Origin of the sequence: Neobacillus sp. PS2-9 (assembly GCF_030915525.1) — a bacterium.
Lineage (GTDB): Bacteria > Bacillota > Bacilli > Bacillales > Cytobacillaceae > Neobacillus.
The window spans coordinates 4596895-4616873 of the sequence record NZ_CP133269.1 but is presented as its reverse complement, the minus strand read 5'-3'; the positions used below and the strand labels follow the sequence as shown (position 1 = coordinate 4616873).

The following is a 19979-nucleotide window of genomic DNA, read 5'->3' as shown; positions in this document are numbered from 1 at the left end:
TTTATTTAAAGGAGAAAAAGATGTGATAAACCTAAAAATAGAGTTTGAAGAGATGATTAGTGAGCTTAAACAGCAATCTGACGACGAGTTTTATAAGCTTAAAGTTTTAAATTATGAAGATCCTGTTTTGTTTGCCGGGATAGATGCAGGAAATTATCATAGGCAGCTGTATATAGACTTAGGAGAAAACCCATGGGAGGAGGAACAATTATTGTCCCTCCCCAAATGGCGGGGACTATCTATTAAGCAAGAGTTTTTCAAAAAACTTTTCTTGCTGGATGGTCATTATTTTCTTGTTATTAAACAGGAAGATGAGCAGAGTAATGAAATTTTTGAGGCTGTTCTACAAAATCTTGTAGATCATTTAATAATAAACCAAAAAGATTCCATATTTTCAACAACATATAGTGTGCTTGATAGATGGAGGGCTTTTTTTCAGCGGGGCGGCTTTAGAAACTTGTCAGAGGAACAGCAAAGAGGCTTATTTGGCGAACTATGGTTTATTAACGAATGGCTGGATAAGTTCCCTGGTCAGCCACCACTTGTTGTGGAACAGTGGGAAGGCCCTACCAAAGGAAGGATAGATTTTAAAGGCAGTAAATGCGGTTTAGAGATAAAAACAGTAAATGAAAAATTAACTAAATCTATTAAGATATCTAATGAGAACCAATTGAAATTAAGTGAAGCTGTTTCTTCTATTTACTTGTATGTATGTTATTTAGAGCAAAGTAAAACCCACGGGACTTCTCTTCAAGATTTAGTAGTAAAAGTGAGAGAAAAGATAGCTTCCAGGTCCGAGAGAATAGCTCTTATTTTTAATGATCTATTAACGGATCTAGGATTTAGGGAAGAGGAATATGCTGATACTTATTATTTTGTTGAAAAGGTAGAGGTCTATGAAGCAGGTGAGAACTTCCCGAGATTAATAAAAGAGAATTTACCAAAAGGGATTTCACATGTTACTTATAATATAGACCTTACACATTGTTCGGATTTTGAAAGAGATTCAGAGGAAATATATCAATATTTTAGAGTGGATGGGAATCATGATTGAAACAAAACAAAGAAAAGAATTTCTTGTAGATTTCATTGAAGAATTGGAAGAAAAGGCGATTAAAACAGGTAGTTATCAAATTTCGTTTTTAGAGAAAATGCTGTCTTTTATGGATCGTCCAGATGAACCAGAAATACTTATTCCGCCATATTTAGATACAGGTAAAAATATTCAAGTTAATGCCTATTCTTTTGATGAAGATAATAATGCATTAGATTTATACGTCGTAGACTATAATTTTGAGCAAAATGAAGAAGATCTGCTCAATATTAGCATGACTGCGGTTACCGATATTGCGAATAAAGTGAAAAGGTTTATTACAAATGCTCAGGCGTTGCTTCAAACAATTGACCATTCATTACAATCCTATGATCTAGCTAAATTAATTTCTGAAAGTATGGACTCAATTAGTGAGGTCAATATTTTTGTTATAACAAATATGTACTACACGTCAAATAAACCTATTGATGTATCAATTCCAGGAGTGGAGACAGTCAATATTCAAGTTTGGGATATTGATCGGGTTCAACAACTTATTACTGCAGAGCAAGGTATTGAAACAGATTACATCAATTTAGAAAAAGATTATAATGAAACATTTGATATGATGCTTGTCCCAGATCCTTTAAATGGCGTAAAAAACTTTGACTGCTATGTAGGTTATATTTCAGCAGAGCTGCTCGCAAAGGCCTATGATGAATGGGGTCAAAAGCTTGTTGAACGAAATGTTAGATCCTTTCTGCAAGCTAGAGGCGGAACAAACAAAGGTATACGTGATACATTAAAAGATCCTTTTCAACGTAAAATGTTTGTAGCCTATAATAACGGGATTTCAACCGTTGCACGTGCTGCAGAGATTGAAAAAGTAGAGGATAAAGCTAACCTGTATAGATTTAAAGGACTGAGCGGGTGGCAAATTGTTAACGGTGGACAGACTACTGCATCAATCCATCAGGCATATAAGGAAGGAATAAGCTTGAAGGATGTCTATGTACAAGCAAAGCTGACTATTCTTCAGGTAAATGAATTTACAACAACTGATCAGCATTTACTAGAAGATGAAATGGTATCTCGTATCTCACAATATGCTAATACGCAAAATAAGATTAATAAGTCTGATTTACTTGCAAATACGAGATTTATGTCTGATTTAGAGAAATTCTCCCGTAATATTTGGATTCCAGTTTTTGATGGACGCAAACCTGAAAGCAAATGGTATTTTGAGCGTGCACGTGGTCAATACATGGTGGATATTAATAGGAGAAAAAGAGGTAAAGAACAGACCGAGTTTAAAAAGCAGTATCCAAAAGATAAAGTGTTAGCGAAAATAGATATTGCCAAGCATTTTATGTCTTGGGAAGGATATCCGCATGTTTCCAGTAAGGGTGGCGAGGAAGCTTTTAATAAGTTTATGGATTTAAACAAGAGCTTTTGGAAAACAGAAGGAAACAGTCAAGAAAAGCTGACATTGTCTGTTTACCAAAAATTGATAGCAAGATCTATAATAAATAAACGCGTTAAGGAATTAGTAGATGAGATGAAATTAAAAGGTTATAAAGCCAACGTTAATTACTATACAGTTGCCATGCTTAACCACTTATATGGGAATAAAATAGATTTAGTAGGGATTTGGGAAGCTCAAGCTTTATCTGATAAATGGGACGAAGTCATCCGAATCATTGCTGATAAAGCACTAGCATTCCTTAAGGATTCTGCTGGTGAAAGAAACGTAACTCAGTGGGCAAAGCAAGAGGCGTGTTGGGTACAATTTAAGGAAAGCTGCTCGAAGGAATTGAGTAATCTTATTTAGTGAATTTAACAATACCCTTGGTCTTGGTTCTTGAGACTGAGGGTGTTTCCATTTATATTGTGTTAAAAAATGTAGTATTACCTCTATGAAATTTTGATGATATAATTGATAGGTTATTGGCTTTAAATTTGAACAGAACATACGTTTGTATTAAAATAGGAATTGAAGAATCCTTTTTGATTTCTGAAAGGTTTTTTAATAAATTCAAGAAGACATCTTCTTGTAGGGGTGAAGGTATTGAAAGATGGAAAACTACAAGTAATGGATCTTTTTGCAGGTGCCGGTGGTCTCAGCAATGGATTTGAACAAACAAATCAATTTCAAGTTAAAATTGCAGTGGAGATTAATGAGAATGCTAGAAAAACATATTTAGAAAACCATCCGTATTTAAATGAGGAATTATTCCATAAAGATATTACAAAATTAGTCTATAAAGATGAAGACAGTATTCTAAAAGATGAATATCAAGACATAGATGTTATCATTGGCGGACCGCCCTGCCAGGGTTTTTCAAATGCAAATAGACAAAAGAATACACTTATATCTTCAAATAACCAGCTTGTAAAAGAGTATCTTCGAGCAATAGAGGAAATAAAACCAAAAGCGTTTATAATGGAAAATGTAAGAACGTTGGAATCGGAAAAGCATAAATTTTTTATAAGTAAAGATGATGAAAAAGAACTAGCTGAATTAGGATTAGAGCCGGATGGCGAAATCATTAAGATTGGTAATGTGACAAATAATTTTGAAAGCCTTAGATGCTTTTTAATGAATAAATATAATAACGGCGATAGCTTATCTAAATATATAATAGATAAGGATGTATTCTCGAAACTGAATTCTCTGTTAAGGCATGCAAAGAATCAGACAGTGAGTGAATTGAAAAACTTCTTAAATAAACAAAATAATAAGAAGTATTTTTCAAAAATTGTAAACAGTAAATGGAAGGGAATCCATGATAAGTTTTGGGAGGAATCTTATAAAACTTCTTGGAATCTCTTAGGAGAAAACTTAAAAAAAATACTTGAAGATGAAGAAATTTGTGTTAAAGAATTCTCAGATATACTTGAGGAAATTATAGAAACACAAAAAGTAATCAACAAAATTTCTGAAATAATTCAGAACAAAATTAAATTGTTTACCGATATCGATATTAGTGGAGACAGTTTTGTAATCCATATTAAATCATATAATGTTTTTAGCTATATAAAGGCTAAAATCTCTAGTTTGGGTTATAAATTTAATGAAGAAAATTATATCTTTAATTCTGCCATGTTCGGTGTCCCCCAGGAGAGAAGAAGGCTTATCTTAATTGGAGTTTTAGAAGAAATTCGAGAAGGCGAGCCAGTAAAAATACCGGAAGCAATCTTTAAGAATAACAAAAGAAAAGAATATTATAAAATTCACGATGCAATTAAGGATCTTGAAAAGTTGCTACCAAGTACAGATGTAAAGGATGATGAAATATATAGGGGAGACACCAAGCCTCTTAGTGATAGCCCATTAAATATGTACTTGAATAATAATGAAAATAATCTAATCTATAATCATGTAAGAACAGACTCAAGAGAAATTGCACAACAAAGATTTGAAGCTTTAACAGCTGGCCAAAACTTTCATAATTTAAAGGACTCTTTAAAGACAACATATAGTGATCACAGTAGAACACAGAATACTATTTATAAGAGACTTGATTATAATGAACCTTCAGATACAGTTCTCAATGTTAGAAAGTCAATGTGGATCCACCCTACTATTGATAGGGCTATCAGTATAAGAGAAGCAGCAAGATTACAATCGTTCCAAGATAATTATAAATTCTTAGGTCCAAAGGATTCTCAGTATCAGCAGGTAGGTAATGCAGTACCTCCATTAATGGCAAGATTTGTGGCTGAAAGTTTGCTAGAGTCACTTGGGATAGTAGTAGAAAATAAAATTATTGATATAATACAACCTGCAAAAAAAATCTTAAACTAGTCCGGTTATTTAAACATAATTATAAAGTAAGGAGAGAGAGTCCAAATTATTTTTTGGACTCTTTTTTTTTATAGTTAAATACCTTATAATTACAACTTTTTTAATTTAACTAATAGGTTTAATCATTATAAACCACTGAGAAGTTTATCTGTTAACGCGATTTATTGTGACTTGTTTTAACTATATATCAAATATATATAAATATTTTAAAAATATTTATATATTATTGTATTTTTTGTAAATAATTGTTAGATTGGAATTAACAAGAAAAAGGAGTTTGATAGCATGACTGAAAATCAAGAGAAACTTTTAAAATTTGAAAGAATTGCTGAGAAAAGAGTAAGTGATACATTAAAGAAAATTCAATTGATTGGTAACTTAGCAAATAAAAATAATTATGATTACACTGATAAGCATGTGAAACAAATCATTGATTCTCTGGAATATGAGCTAAAGGTACTTAAAAACAAATTTGCTGAAGAGAGTACAGAAAGAAATCTAGAATTTAAATTTAAAAAGTAAGGAGATATGACAATGGACCAAATTGGGTGGGAATTTCCTTCAACCAATGGAGGAAAAGAAGATGGTTTAAATGATTCTGGAATTTCCTATTTTCAAGCAAATCCTATTAAGTCCTTAACAAGAGAAGTTATTCAGGATTCGTTAGATGCTAGGGTGAGTGTGGAGAAGCCTGCAATAGTTAAGTTCGTCAACAAACACTTATATAAGCAAGAAATACCAGGAATTGATGGATTGAATAAAATTTTTGAATTAGCTACTAAATCCTATGAAGGAGTCTCGAATGAAACATATGACTTTTTTAAAAAGGGATATAAAGCTCTTCAAAAAGAGACAATTTCAGTATTAGCAATTCGTGATTATAATACTACAGGTTTAACTAAAGTAGGTAAAACCAAAAATAGCCATTTTCATAGACTTACAAAAACTACAGGCGATACTGCTAAAACAGGAACATCTAATGGATCTTATGGTATTGGAAAACATGCTCCTTTTGCAGCATCCATTTTTCGTACAATGTTATATGCGACTCTTAATAGCGAAAGTGAAAATAATAAAGGTTTTCAAGGAGTTATTAAAATTGCAAGCTTTGATCGCGGGGAGGAGTACCCTACACAAGGAACTGGTTTTTATGGCATTAAAGGTGGATTTCGTCCGTTAACTGACCTCTCTGGGTTACATCCTTTTTTTACAAGAGAGAGTGGTGATTATGGTACTGATAAATTTATTCTTGGGTTTGAAGGTAATAATAACTGGATGAATACTGTTATAGAGGAAACTGTTTCCAACTATATGTGGGCAATTATTAATGGTTCTCTTGAGGTACTTGTTGAAAAAACTATTATCAATAAAGAAACTCTGGAGAAAGTAGTGGAACAAATTAAAGAGTTTAATCCAAAGAGTAGTTGTTTAGAGTTTTATTTAACATTAACTTCTCAAGAAGCCACAATTAAGCTTTTTGATTATCCTACGGAAGACGGTCAGATTGAAACTATGAAACTATTTTTGTTATCCGGGGGAGATTTTAATAACCGGGTCTCTTTTATTAGAGGCACAGGGATGAAAATTTATGAGAAAGGCCATTTTAGAACACCAATTACTTTTGCAGGATCGTTAATAGTGGAGGGGAAGAATCTTAATGAAGTAGTTCGAAAAATGGAGCCACCTACACATGATGATTGGGAACCTGGTCTATATAAAAAGAATCCGAAATATGCTAAAGATTTAAAGAAATCATTATATAAATGGTTAAATGAAAAAGTTAGAGAAATTACACCTAAAGTCGAACAAGATTCATTAGAAATACCTGGTTTAGCAAATATTTTACCGAGTTTGAATCAAGAAGAAGAACCTACTCAGGAGATTGATACTAATTTTAATGATGAAAAGATTGAGTCAATAGTCATTGTAACCAACTCAATGATTAAGAGAGAACGAAAGCAACGACCGAAACTTTTAAGAGAGCCACGTCCGACACGTCCACCCAATCCTAAACCAGAGCCAAAGGACAAAACTACTAAGGCGAAAATTAGCACATTGCGTGCATTTTGTTTAGATGGAGAACAAGGGCAATATAGGTTAGTTATTAATCCTGTAAGATCAGGTGAGGCATTAATTGAGGTAAATTTAGTAGGAGAAAGTGTTACGGAGAACGCAAAAATATACGGAGCCATTCTAGATCAAACGGGAGAGTATATTGGCGTAAACGGAAATGTCCTAGGTCCTGTAAACTTATCTAGTGATGTAAAAACGACAATCACACTTACTTTAGACAATGTGACGCGTTATTCTTTGGAGGTGGTTTCAATATGAAACTAAAAGCAAGGAATTTTCCACATCCAGTTTTGAATCCTGTGAGTGATGATTTTCGAAAAGGGTTTTTTAAGGGTAAGATAGTGTCTCAAAGTGAAGAAAATGGGCTATTAGTATTTATTGTGGAATTTATTTTAGAGAATTCTAAGTTAAAAGAGTTAGTTGAAACGGGAAAAGCTATTTACAATGTTCATTTTGAATGTGTTTCTACAATGCAACGTAGAACATTTTCCCTTTCTAATCCTACAAATAAAATTAGTATACCTAAAAATCTTATGAATAAAAAAATAGATGTTAATTTTTTTGTCTTGGCAAAAGAGGAAATAAGAAATTATTCTAATGTTGATGCTCACATAGATTTCATGGGGGTAAATTTCAATATCCAAAAAGGTGATATCTTAGCATTTTGTGATTCACAAACTATTCACATTGAAAAAAAACCTATGTCTAATACTAATAGTATATTTAAAGTAAGTAAAGATACTTCTCCACAAGCACCTGCTATTAAAATTGCATTTAATGATCACCAGATAAATATCGCCCTTCCTGAGGTTTCTTTTGACAAAGTTAGTCATTTGAAAGCTTTTGGTGATGATTGTAATAAGATTTTAGTTTCTTTGTTATATTTGCCTGCTTTAATTGAAACGTTATTTAGCATTCAATCTATTGCACAGGATGAGTATTCATTGGAAGAAATAGAAAACTTAGATTGGTATCGTACATTGGAAAAGAAATTACAAACTATGGGCTATAACATAATAGATTTAAAACTAGAAGATATCACAGGTATTTCTTATGAACTGCTTAACTCTTCTAAAGAAGCAGCTTTGGTATCATTAGAGAACATTGTCTACTTAGAGGGAGCTGATAATGAATGAATGCTTATAAATTAATGAAAGAGGCAACGTTAATTGATTTGAAAGAGAATATTTCAAAAAACATGCCATTTTATGAATTAAATAGTAATGATGAATTTTTAAAAATATTACAGATTCCTAATATAGACCAGAATTTAATCTTAGAGGTGAGTGATCCTTCTAATAGAAGTAAGGAAGATTTGATAAATGCAATTAATTTATATGAATACTATAATGAACTTCCATTGACCTTAGCTTCAGATGAGAGGTTTTGGTCATATTTAACGCATACTTCTTTCTGGGCCTATATGTGTAAAAGATGGCCTGTTCAAGCAGCAGAGGGAGACGAAGTTGAATTTATCAAAACACGCTACTTTTTCAGTTCGAAAAGTAAGACATTTTATCGTAATGGACTCTCAAGATTATGGTGGTATGTGAATATGACATATGACAAGACAAAGGATGATCCTTACTTCTATACCCGTATAATTCTAGGTTACCAAGATGTAGCAAATTTATTAATAGAAACTACTAATTTATCTCGAAATAATGTTGCATTAAAGGCTATTTTAGAAATAATTTCAAACATTGATGAACTTGAAAAAAGTGGAGATATCCAAAAAATTAAGAACAAGAGGCAGTTAGTAAGAGACTTAATTAAGTATATTAATCTTGTTGGGGGAGTTACAATTTGGGACATGCTTAATGAAAAAGAAGCATATGACAAAGCTTGGCGTTTTATAGAAGGTCAGGTTAAATATACTAAAGTTGAACAGTTAACTTGAATACATATCTATAGTAAGAGCTTTAAGTGCCCATTTACAAAGGTGAGTGGATAAAATATTAATGCCAAACTTCAAGGGGAAATTTGAGAGAAAAACAATTTTGTCAGAATATGAAATACATACTGTTCCGCAAAATAAAAGTATAAAGTTGGTTTTTTGTCGTTATTAAGGATAAACACCTCCTAGTAAAAGGTTATAACTAATTCACCTATTTTAAAAATTTCTACGGATAGAATGATAACATATAAGAATTTCAAATTTATTTACCAGTTTTATCACCGATGGTCACAGGAAGATACTTGTAGTTGCAATGAAGCTGATAAGACAAAATACTGCCTACATTTTCGCTTTAAATGCTGAAGCCTTTAAGGAAGAATGGAGTCTATCAGCGCTATAACAATCTATTAAAAGGATTGTTGTGACTAAACGGCAAGGAATTCTTAATGGATTTTAAAAAATATTTAAGGCCAACTGATACTCATGATATAAGGGTGGTGCATATATGAACCAAAATGAAGCTATCATTTGGGCTTTGATTGATTTAGGTGGCGAGGGAACTATACAAGAGGTTCGGGAATGGCTAGATGAAAAGTATCCAAATATGTGGAAAGATGTTGGAACGGCTTTAGCCGATATGGTTCCTGAACAATTGGGTGGTAATTCTTCGTCTACTGTAAGTGATGAATTCCGGGTTCTTGAGAGAGTGGCGCGGGGTAAATATCGGTTATTATCAAGCACTCTTGTACATAAAAAATAATTTAAAAACTTTTCGGGCAGTGGAAGCAAGATCCACTGTTTTTTCTTTGAAATCAACCTGTCCAGTTTCCTCAATTCTCTTTATATAAACAGTGAAGGTGCAATGACCTTATGGAAGGACCATACTAGCTTGTTGGACGAATCGAGTACCTTTAAAAAAATTGAATGAAATCGGAGGCGTGGGTAAGATAAGTAAATTGTTAGTCAATGAGATTCCGGTGATGGTGATTCCGTCTGTAGCGATGAAGCTAGGTTTGAATCAGGCTGTGGTTTTGCAGCAGATTCATTATTGGGTTGAGGCAAGTTTGTATGTGGTTGAGGGGAGGAAGTGGGTTTACAAAACCTATAAGGAGTGGCAAAGGCACCTGCCGTTTTGGTCGGAGAGTACAATTAAGCGGGCGATTCGGTCATTAGAGAGTCAAGGTTATTTACTTTCTGCGAATTGGAATAGGTTGAAGTTGGATAAGACGAAGTGGTATACGATTGATTACGAGCGGCTGATAGAATTGGAGAATGAGGAGGAAGTGTTTTTCCAGGGTCGGTTTGAGCAGTTGGAGTGGAAGGTTGAGGATGGTTGTTTGATAGAGGTAATCCCAGAGATACATAAGGTTAAAAATGAAGTCCCTTTTTCGGATATCGACAGCTAAATAAACTAATCAAACGTTTGATTAAAATGCTGGAATCCTTGGTACGTAAGGGCTGGCGAAACTAATCAAACGTTTGATTAAAAATTGGAACCCCAGGTGCATAGGACCGAAAAAACTAATCAAACGTTTGATTAAAACGCTGAACCCTTGGTACGCAAGGGCTGGCGATACTAATCAAACGTTTAATTAAAAATTGGAACCCCAGGTACATAGGTCCGAAAAAACTAATCAAACGTTTAATTAAAACGCTGGAACCCTTGGAACGTAAGAGGCGGCGAAACTAATCAAACGTTTGATTAAAGGCTAAAACCCTTGGTGCGTAAGAGCATTAAGAGCAGAAAAAGTTTCTTATCTGTGAATAGTTATAGCGAGCTTTCTGACTACGTCCGCTTTTCCATGTATACCCTGAGACGCTATTTTGTCTAATCTCTGTCGGAAAAAACCAAATGTCTCTTCCAAAAGGACTTTGGAATCTTAGTCCCCATAGGCTCCTTCTTCCTAAACACTGACACATAGTTGAGCGGATTTGATTAGGCTGTAAAAGGGAAGAAAAGAAGGTCTGAGGAACTTGTTGCATAAACTGTTGAGGCGGAGGAAAGGTTGGACCTTGTCTGGTATACCCTTATTGAACATTACAATAAATAAAAATCACCTTTAACAAGGGGTTTTCATGAAAAAGTAGATAGACGGAATTTGGTGATTGGACGACTTCTTTAAAAAGAAACTTTTACTATGATTATTTCTAATAGTAGCTTTATTAAAGAACTTTATTCAAAGTAAACATCTTTTTTGTAGTAAAGATTTTTTTTTTCTGTGGAACAGAAGGTGTCATAACTTAGCGTCATGAATGATGACAAATATCCTTTTAAATCTTTATAAACATAAAAATAACCTTAGGATAGCAAGGATCACCCTAAGGTTATTTTTAATTATTGGATTATTTTAAATGAGAAACCTCATTATAAATTAACGCTGCTCATATCCGGATAACGTTCTCCTGCTGCCACACCTTTTGGAGCTACTTCATTAATGCGGCGAAGGTCTTCTTTGGATAATTGAATTTTAAGGGCTCCAATATTTTCTTCTAGATATTGAATTCGTTTTGTTCCTGGAATCGGGACAATATCATCACCTTGAGACAGAATCCAAGCAAGTGCCAGCTGTGAAGGCTGACAATCTTTTTCTCTTGCTAATTCTTTAATTTGATTCACAAGATCAAAATTTTTTGTAAAGTTTTCTCCTTGAAAGCGAGGAGAAAAGCGGCGATAATCATCTTTTGCCAAGTCTTCAAATGTTTGAATTTGCCCTGTTAAAAAGCCTCTTCCTAAAGGACTGTAAGCTACAAATCCAATTCCAAGCTCACGGATAACAGGTAAAATTTCGTCTTCGACATCTCGGCTCCATAGTGAATATTCCGTCTGAATGGCTGTTATTTCATGTACCGTATGAGCACGGCGGATCGTTTGAGGAGCTGCCTCCGACATGCCAAGGTAGCGTACTTTTCCCTCTTGAACTAATTCAGACATCGCACCAATTGTTTCTTCAATTGGAACATTAGGATCTACTCTATGCTGATAATAAAGATCAATATAATCTACACCTAAGCGGGATAAACTTGCATCACAAGCTTGTTTTACATAGTCTGGATGTCCATTAACTCCTAAAAATGATCCATCTTCCCCTCTTACATTTCCAAACTTTGTTGCAACAATAACTTGATCACGTCGACCTTTAATAGCTTGACCAACTAATTTTTCATTTTGGCCAACGCCGTACATATCTGCTGTATCAAGGAAATTGATGCCCAGTTCGATGGCACGATGAATGGTTTTTACTGATTGATCATCATTTCGTCCGCTGTAAAAATCAGACATGCACATACAGCCTAAACCAAGAGATGAAACCTCTAAGCCAGATTTTCCAAGCGTTCTTTTCTTCATATTAAACATCCTCTCTGCTTAAATTAAGGTATAAAATAGTTAATTTTTCTAAATATCACCTTGCTGTAATATTTTTTAATTATTTTTTATCATTTCATGTTCTAATCTTGCAATTTTTTGTTGAATTTTTTTTAGATTTTCTTCAGTATCACGAATTTGTTGTAAAACAGTGATTTCGTGTTGTTTCATCATTTTTAGTCGTTGTGGGAGGGTATCACTCCCATTCATTGACCTTTCAATAAATTGTTTAATCTCTTTTATTGGCATTCCAGTATTTTTTAAACATAAGATCATTTCTAGAAATTTAAGTGCATCCTCGTCAAAAACTCGATTTCCATTTTCAGTTCTTTTGAGAAAAGGTAACAGTCCTTGATTATCATAGTAACGTAATTGAGAAATGGATAAATGATTCATTTTTGCAACTTGTCCAATAGTATAGTTCATAGTATTTTAGATTACCAAGGAATAATCCCGTTTTTATCAAGGATTTTACCATTATAGTTTGTATCGCTTAAAGCATATTTAACAATGATTTGTGCACCTTCAGCAGTTGTTTTACCACCTGGAGCATTATTATTAAGATCCGTAGTTGTAAAACCAGGTGTAACACCTAAAATTTCAGGTCCATCCGTACCAAATTCTGTACCAAATGCTAATGTTAATGAATTAACGGCCGTTTTTGATGAATTATAGCCCAATATATTGAGTTGAGGAATTTCGCCATTCGCGAACATTGTTTGTGAAGCCATATCTGTCGTTAAGTTAACAATCTTCCCACCCTGAGATTTTTTCACTAAAGGTGAGAAGGCTTGAATCATTTGGAATGTTCCAAAAAAGTTAACATCAAATTCTTGCCGTAGTGTTTCTAGTTTTAATTCACTGGGTAAAACACCAAAATCAAGTGCAATTCCAGCGTTATTAATCAATAAATCTAAATGGTCCGTTACTTCAAGGATTTTATTTTTGGAATTTTGAATGGATTGTGTGTCTGAAATATCAACTGGAACAAACGAAACATTTGACATGCCCAAGGATTGCACGGCTTTTTGTCCAAGTTCAGCATTGCGTGCTCCTAAAAATACATGATAATTTTTTTCAGCTAATTTACGCACAATTTTATATCCAATACCTTTATTAGCACCTGTTACAAAAGCAAATTTTGTCATATTGTGTTCCTCCAAATTTTATATAAACAAGATACAATTAAAAGGATACGGCCTAAACCTAAGTTGAGGTCAAGGTTTTTTTAAAATTATTATAGGAAACTGATTTTTACATAATATTAAATATTATCGTTTATAAATCAATATTATTATCTTGCCATGCCGGTAATTTATTCGCTAGTGTTGAGTGGTCAGTATTTGTGTGTTCAACTTGGATATGCTTATCCTTAATGAAGCCTGTGAAGAAACATAATGGCTGGAAACTTGTTTCTGAAATCTAGTAACCCCAATACCGTTGATATGGGGTAGCGGGAGTACTTGGCTGGTATGGAAGAATAGTAGGAATCTGGTGTTGGTTCTGTTGATAGCGAGGTGGGATTTCTGTTGCTTTATGGCAGTCCTTGGAGGGAACTATATACGTTGTTGGCTGAACTGATGCAATGGTTTGTTCCCACTGATTTGCATCAAGACAATAGGTATGTGCCATAATCGGAGCAGGAGTAAATTTTAAAATGTCAGATCCTAAAATCACTTCTGGGGTTGAGGCATTAAAAATGGCTAAAAGATGAGAATGATCGACAGTATATAAAAGAATTCGATTTAGTGCCGAAAAATAAGCAACCTTAAATTAGCCAATCATTAAGGCTGTTTAAGGTTGCTTTTATTAATCATTCGTACGGTTTGGGCTGATAGAAATAGTTGGGTTTTACAATCTCATTATTATAGTGACCATGGAAAATATGGGTGGCAGCAGGTGCTAATGGTGGGATGAGCCAAGTCCAATCCCCGGTAACTGGCCGACCGTTTTCCATTTCCTTTTCTTCGAATAGTTTAAACTGCTGTGCAGCGGTATGATGGTCAACGATGCTAACCCCATCCTCCTTAAAGGAATGTAATACGGCAGTATTCAACTCTAATAGTGCCCGGTCCTTCCATAATGAGATATTGCTTTTAATATCTAGTCCCATTAACGACCCGATCTGAGGCAGCAGGTTATACCGGAATTCATCCGCTAAGTTTCGTGCACCTATCTCCGTGCCCATGTACCATCCGTTAAAAGGAGCAGCGGTATATATGATGCCGCCGATTTCAAGGCACATCTCAGAAATCATAGGGACGGCATACCATTTTATTTGTAAGTCCTCGAACCACTCGTATTGCGGATGACGAATCGGAACTTCTAGTAGTAGGTGTTCGGGTATTTCAAATAGTTGTGGAGTGTCATCGTTCACTTGAATGACTAAGGGTAGGACATCAAATTTTCCATATTTCGGTTCCCACCCTAGGTTCAGACAAGTCTCTGTAAAGTCTATGGAAACCGGGTCACCAATAACTCCTTGTTCGGTCTTATAACCTGCGTATCGAATTAATTGGTGATTCCAGATCCGAATCTTTTTATTTGGGAGTGCTTGTGGAAAGATTGTAATGGTTGGTCGAATACGACCTTCATTCGTTGCGTATTCCATATGTTCAAATAGGGCATCCCGTATTTCTACTTCTGTATGTAAATTTCTCTTATCGATGACGGTTAACTGATTCCAAAATAATCTACCTATACAACGGTTACTATTGCGCCAAGCCACTTTTGCACCGTATTCTAGTTCTTCTGTAGTGTGTTCATAAAATCCATGGCCTTGTATCTGTTGAGAGATTTCAATTAGCCGATCTTCTAAGTCCTGGGCTGATTTATTTGTTTCTTTATAAAAAGAACAAATAAATTCCTTTGCTTCCGTAAGTAAATCCTTGTTCAACGTGAATCCTCCTAAGATGATAATTTCCTAATCCTATCATAATGTCTTTCCGTAGTTGCGAACAGTTACTATTTGAAAAAACTAATCAAACGTTTGATTAAAAACACTGGAGCCCTTGGTACATAAGGGCTGAAAAAGTTAATCAAACGTTTAATTAAAAATTGGATCCCTGATACGTAGGATTGAAAAAACTAATCAAACGTTTGATTAAAAACACTGGAGCCCTTGGTACATAAGGGCTGAAAAAACTAATCAAACGTTTGATTAAAAACACTGGAGCCCTTGGTACATAAGGGCTGAAAAAACTAATCAAACGTTTAATTAAAATATTGGGCCCTCTGGTACGTAAGGTAAAAAACTAATCAAACGTTTGATTAAAAACATTGAAACCCTTGGTACGTAAGGCCTGAAGAAACTAATCAAACGTTTAGTTGGTTAAATTTATGTAAAAGTTTATGAATCTTCCAAATTGTGATGTAATAGTCCGTAGGTAATGGTATAATTTTCCTAGTTTTACAAATTAGTAATTTGGAGGTTAATTATGACATGGTTTACCAAATGGGCATTGAGGAATAGAGCGGCTCTCGTTTTTTCCGTCATTGCCTCCATTATCTTCGGTATTTTCAATTATACCAATATCCCAATGGAACTCATGCCGGCTGCAGACCAGCCATATGTTACGATTTCGGTAGTAGGTAACGGCATGGACGCGGTCAGTATGGACGAACAGGTCACACAGCCCATTGAAAAGGCATTAACCGGCATCAAAGGGAAACGAAATGTAGTGGCTGAAACAGGCAATAACTTTTCTCAGATGACGGTGACGTTTGAATCCGACACAAATCTGAAGGAAGCCAAGCAGCAGATTCAAGAAAACATCTCCATGGTCAATTTACCAAATGGAGTCATGAAACCGTATGTGGTGCTCCTTAATACATCGCAGATTCCAGTTGTCTACTTAGGGCTAACATTCGATAAAGAAATCGGAAATAAAGAACTGAACCTCGTCGACAATGACATCCTTCCTCTTTTTAAAGACATTAAAGGGGTCGGAAACGTCATGACCTACGGCGGAAAAAATCAGCAGGTTTCGATCAAGGTGGACCCAGCTAAACTTGCTGCTGCCCAATTTCCTCTTGAAAAGCTATATACGATCCTAAGAGGAAAGAATGCATCCGTTGCGGTAGGCGAACAAACCCTTAATAACCAAGAAACCAGCATCATCGTGACAGGGAAATTAGAAAGTCTTGAAGACATTCAGAACCTTCAATTAAACAGTAGCACCAAATTGAAAGATGTTGCTGACGTGGCGATGGAGAAGAATACCGCCAGTATTACGCATATGAATGGAAAGAATTTTATTGAAATTGTAGTACAGAAAGATTCAACGAGCAATGCTGTCACCCTCGGTAAGCAAGTGGCAGAGTTAGCAAAGAAAATTAACGATGACTATAAAGGAACGTTAACTGCAACCGTATTTATTAACTTAGCCGATACAGTTCTCGATTCCATTAATTCCATGACAAGAGAAGTGCTGACAGGAGCCTTATTTGCCACCTTGATTATCTGGCTGTTCCTGAAAAGCTTCCGCATGACCTTAATTACAATCGTCAGCATTCCGCTTTCTCTTTGTATTACCATGATTCTATTATCCTTCTTTGGAGTTACGCTAAACATTCTGACACTCGGCGGGATTGCCGTATCCGTCGGACGACTCGTGGATGACAGTATCGTGGTGGTGGAAAACATTTTCCGAAGAAAACAAGGAAATGAACTGACACCGTCCTTTATCGTGGAATCGGTAAGAGAAGTGGCGGCAGCCATTACGTCATCTACCCTTACGACGGTAGCGGTGTTTCTTCCGATGCTACTTGCTTCTGGTAGTTTAAAAGATTTAATCGCGCCGTTTGCGATTACCATTACTTGTTCGCTGATGTCGTCACTTCTTGTGGCATTAACCGTCGTACCTGCACTCAGTGGACGATTAATGAAAAATGTAAAAACTAAAGACCACAAACCAGGAACCTTTTATCCTTCCATACTTCGTTGGTCTTTGAACCATAAATGGCTTCCGATTGTCTTATCGGTTGTCGTGGTGATCGGAGCGGTCGGATTATTCACCATGATTCCGAAGGGCTCGGTAGACCAAAAGGATAGTGCCTATCTTTCCGTTCTATTAAAGTACGAAAACGGGGCGAAATTTGATGATATTCAAAATGGTCTTTCCAAGATGGAAACCCTTCTTTCTAATCAAAAAGGTGTGAAAAATAACATTGTTCAGGTCGGCAACAATGCCGATGCGGCGCAGTTTGGGGAACTTCAGGACGCCAATCAAGTCCAGTTCATGGTGTTTTTGAAGGAAGGGGCCGATTCCGCTAAAATTGTACAAGAATTGCGGAAAGCAAAAGATCAGTTCCCTAAGGCAGAGTTAACAGCGAATACAGCGGGGCTAATGGGTGAAAACAAAACCACTGTTTCCGTGGATGTGTTAGGTAAAGACGATTCTGATATTAAAAAAGCAGCTGATATCATCACCAAAAAATTAAACACCATTAAAGGTGTTCAAAAAGTGGCAACCAATGATGATAACAAAAAACCAACGGTGAAAATTACGGTGGATGCGAAAATCGCTAACGCTGAGGAGATTTCCGGATCACTTCAAGCGATGCTGCAACCGGCTGTTATCGGAAGCATGAAGATCGACGGCCGTACCACTACGGTGAAACTCGGTGCCATGAAGGAAATCAGCACAGCGAAAGACTTGGAAAACGTAGAAATCATGTCACATGAAGGTCCGGTATTGTTATCAAAAGTGGCCAAGGTAGAACAAATCCAACAACCGGGCACGCTTTATTCCAAAGACGGACATCACTATCTTCAGGTGAGCGCAACAATCGATCCAAAGAAAATGGTCGACGTTACTGGAGAAATCAATAAACAATTAGTAGCCTGGGAAAAAGATAAGGCTTTTGGTGATGGAACAAGCGCAGAAATCACAGGGTCTTCCATGCAGTCATCTGATGATTTGATGGAACTAGCAAAACTAGCCGTGTTCTCGATAGGAATAGTATTCATGATTCTTTTGGTCACCCTTAAATCATTCCGTGCAAGCTTTGCCATCTTGCTTTCCCTTCCGCTTGCTGCGATCGGTTCATTATTAGGACTAGTCGTATCAAAATCAAGCATCGACATCTCGTCTGGAATTGGCATGCTGATGCTAGTGGGTATCGTTGTGACGAACGCGATCGTCTTAGTGGACCGAATCCGTCATAACGAAAAAAGCATGACCATTCGGGAAGCCATTATGGAAGCAGGAAGCGTCCGTCTTCGTCCTATCTTAATGACGGCTCTCGCCACTGTATTTGCCATGGTTCCGCTATTATTTGGACACGAATCTGCTATGAGCATGAATCTTGTTTCCAAAGGGCTTGCTGTCGTGGTTATTTTCGGACTGATTGTGTCTACTTTACTGACACTGATTGTCATCCCAACGTTCTATGAACTGTTCCATTTCCGAAAGGCAAAGAAACAAAGACTAGATGGGATAAAGAAAAGGACCGCAGAAAATCTTGACGGGTTCACGATTTAAAGGAAAATCAATATTTAAATAACAAGAAAAAACAGCAAATCCTGGTTTGCTGTTTTTTTGTGTTTTATAATCGTTTACATTTTGTTAAGTTGCTGAAACCCTTGGTACATAAGGGATGGGGGAAACTAATTAAACGTTTGATTAAAAAATGTCGCCCCCGGTAGATGCAGATTGGAAAAAAATGTGTGTTTGTGTATTGAATTATACAGTTGAACTGTATAAAATAAAACTATATAGTTCGACTGTATAAAGAAGAACTGAATAACACACACAGGAGGAAGTTATGAAAAGGAATAAACATTTGCCATTAACTGAAACCGTTTATTATATTCTTTTATCTTTGATGGAGCCGGCCCATGGTTATCTGATTTTGCAAAAGGTGGAAGAACTTAGTGACGGTCAAGTAAAGATGGCTGCAGGAACACTTTATGGAGCAATTGAAAATTTACTAAAGTTAAAATTCATTCAACCGGTGGGTAGCCAAGACGGTAGACGGAAAGTGTACTTGATTACAGACTTGGGAAAAGAAATGTTGCGAATTGATTTAGTAAGAATGCAGCACATGATGAAAGTTACCGAAGGGATTTTAAAGAATGGGGGGGGATACAATGAGAAAGTTTAAGTTCTTTTTAGATTTTGAAAAAGAAGAGAAATGGCTAAATGATATGGCAACTGAAGGGTATGAACTCGTAGGAAGGTCCATGGGTTATCGCTTTCGTTCAGTGAGACCGGAGAAAGTGAATATTAAAATCGATTATCGGACATTTAAAAAACAAACAGATTTCGCCGATTACGAAGCATTATTTGAAGATTGTGGTTGGAAGCATCTTGCTGGGACCAAAAGTTCCGGAGTTCAGTATTTTAAAATGGTAAGAGAAGATGCAAGTGAAGATATCTTTTCAGATGGTGATTCTAAGGCAGGAAGATATAAAAGATTTTCTGAGCTGTATTTATCGTTGGCTACACTATATTTACCAATTTTTACGGTATTAATCGCGACGGATTCGATTGATATAGACAGTTTATTTAATCCGAAATTGCTGTATTATACACCAGGGTTATGGGGAAAAACAGGTGCTGCTTTTTGGGAAGCATTTCTCTTTGAAACCCCCTTTGCCTTTATGAGAGGTATATCATGGTCGATCCTACCGGTAATGATATCTATTTTTCTAATCTTTTCTATTAGAGCCAATTGGCACTATCATAAGGTGAAAAAGTAAGCGAATGTGAAGGACGCCCCTTTTAATATGTAAGAAGTGATCAACTATTTACGAGTTGCAGGGCAGCCATTTAGGATGTTGGCTGCCCTGTTTCATCTA

At 35.6% G+C, this 19979-nt stretch carries 16 protein-coding genes and 1 CRISPR repeat array; of the genes, 12 read left to right on the top strand and 4 right to left on the bottom strand.

The window, feature by feature from the left end; genetic code table 11:
- Nucleotides 1-22 precede the first annotated feature (22 nt).
- The 9 genes from RCG25_RS23125 (at nt 23) to RCG25_RS23085 (ending at nt 10217) form a co-directional block, all read left to right on the top strand.
- A complete protein-coding gene (locus RCG25_RS23125; protein ID WP_308081168.1) occupies nt 23-1054 on the top strand; it encodes a PD-(D/E)XK motif protein in 1032 nt (343 codons plus the stop codon).
- Complete coding sequence (locus tag RCG25_RS23120) at nt 1047-2864, top strand: AIPR family protein (RefSeq protein ID WP_308081167.1); 1818 nt, start codon at nt 1047-1049, stop codon at nt 2862-2864. The genes RCG25_RS23125 and RCG25_RS23120 overlap by 8 nt, the downstream gene beginning before the upstream one ends.
- A gap of 237 nt (nt 2865-3101) precedes the next feature.
- Nucleotides 3102-4841 (top strand): DNA cytosine methyltransferase, encoded by a 1740-nt coding sequence (locus RCG25_RS23115; protein ID WP_308081166.1) that lies wholly within the window; start codon nt 3102-3104, stop codon nt 4839-4841.
- 285 nt (nt 4842-5126) lie between these two features.
- Entirely contained in the window at nt 5127-5363 is a 237-nt protein-coding gene (locus tag RCG25_RS23110) for a hypothetical protein (protein ID WP_308081165.1), read from the top strand.
- A gap of 12 nt (nt 5364-5375) precedes the next feature.
- Nucleotides 5376-7172, top strand: a complete 1797-nt coding sequence (locus tag RCG25_RS23105) for a hypothetical protein (protein WP_308081164.1) — start codon at nt 5376-5378, stop codon at nt 7170-7172.
- A complete protein-coding gene (locus RCG25_RS23100) occupies nt 7169-8050 on the top strand; it encodes a hypothetical protein (protein ID WP_308081163.1) in 882 nt (293 codons plus the stop codon). Before RCG25_RS23105 ends, RCG25_RS23100 begins: the two co-directional genes overlap by 4 nt.
- Nucleotides 8047-8814, top strand: coding sequence for a DUF6339 family protein (locus RCG25_RS23095; protein WP_308081162.1), 768 nt, complete (start codon nt 8047-8049; stop codon nt 8812-8814). Before RCG25_RS23100 ends, RCG25_RS23095 begins: the two co-directional genes overlap by 4 nt.
- 502 nt (nt 8815-9316) lie before the next feature.
- Nucleotides 9317-9571, top strand: a complete 255-nt coding sequence (locus RCG25_RS23090) for a hypothetical protein (RefSeq protein WP_308081161.1) — start codon at nt 9317-9319, stop codon at nt 9569-9571.
- Between the two features lie 178 nt (nt 9572-9749).
- Nucleotides 9750-10217 carry a hypothetical protein gene (locus tag RCG25_RS23085; RefSeq protein WP_308081160.1) on the top strand — a complete coding sequence of 156 codons (468 nt, stop codon included), beginning with the start codon at nt 9750-9752 and terminating at the stop codon, nt 10215-10217.
- Between the two features lie 2 nt (nt 10218-10219).
- A CRISPR array of direct repeats spans nt 10220-10519; the repeat unit is 25 nt; unit sequence AAACTAATCAAACGTTTGATTAAAA.
- Between the two features lie 657 nt (nt 10520-11176).
- Here RCG25_RS23085 and RCG25_RS23080 read toward each other — a convergent pair.
- The 4 genes from RCG25_RS23080 to RCG25_RS23060 form a co-directional block, all read right to left on the bottom strand.
- Complete coding sequence (locus RCG25_RS23080) at nt 11177-12157, bottom strand: aldo/keto reductase (protein ID WP_308081159.1); 981 nt, start codon at nt 12155-12157, stop codon at nt 11177-11179.
- Between the two features lie 75 nt (nt 12158-12232).
- Nucleotides 12233-12601, bottom strand: a complete 369-nt coding sequence (locus RCG25_RS23075; protein WP_308081158.1) for a MerR family transcriptional regulator — start codon at nt 12599-12601, stop codon at nt 12233-12235.
- An 11-nt stretch (nt 12602-12612) separates the two neighbouring features.
- Complete coding sequence (locus RCG25_RS23070; RefSeq protein WP_308081157.1) at nt 12613-13323, bottom strand: SDR family NAD(P)-dependent oxidoreductase; 711 nt, start codon at nt 13321-13323, stop codon at nt 12613-12615.
- A 665-nt stretch (nt 13324-13988) separates the two neighbouring features.
- Nucleotides 13989-15071 (bottom strand): nitric oxide synthase oxygenase, encoded by a 1083-nt coding sequence (locus RCG25_RS23060; protein ID WP_308081156.1) that lies wholly within the window; start codon nt 15069-15071, stop codon nt 13989-13991.
- A 541-nt stretch (nt 15072-15612) separates the two neighbouring features.
- Between RCG25_RS23060 and RCG25_RS23055 the strand changes: the two genes are divergently transcribed.
- From RCG25_RS23055 to RCG25_RS23045, 3 genes are all read left to right on the top strand, one after another.
- On the top strand, nt 15613-18660 hold the full coding sequence (locus tag RCG25_RS23055) for an efflux RND transporter permease subunit (protein WP_308081155.1): 3048 nt from the start codon (nt 15613-15615) through the stop codon (nt 18658-18660).
- Between the two features lie 283 nt (nt 18661-18943).
- Complete coding sequence (locus RCG25_RS23050; protein WP_308081154.1) at nt 18944-19282, top strand: PadR family transcriptional regulator; 339 nt, start codon at nt 18944-18946, stop codon at nt 19280-19282.
- Nucleotides 19269-19880: a DUF2812 domain-containing protein gene (locus RCG25_RS23045; protein ID WP_308081153.1), complete on the top strand. Its 612-nt coding sequence runs from the start codon at nt 19269-19271 to the stop codon at nt 19878-19880. Before RCG25_RS23050 ends, RCG25_RS23045 begins: the two co-directional genes overlap by 14 nt.
- The last annotated feature ends 99 nt before the right edge of the window (nt 19881-19979 follow it).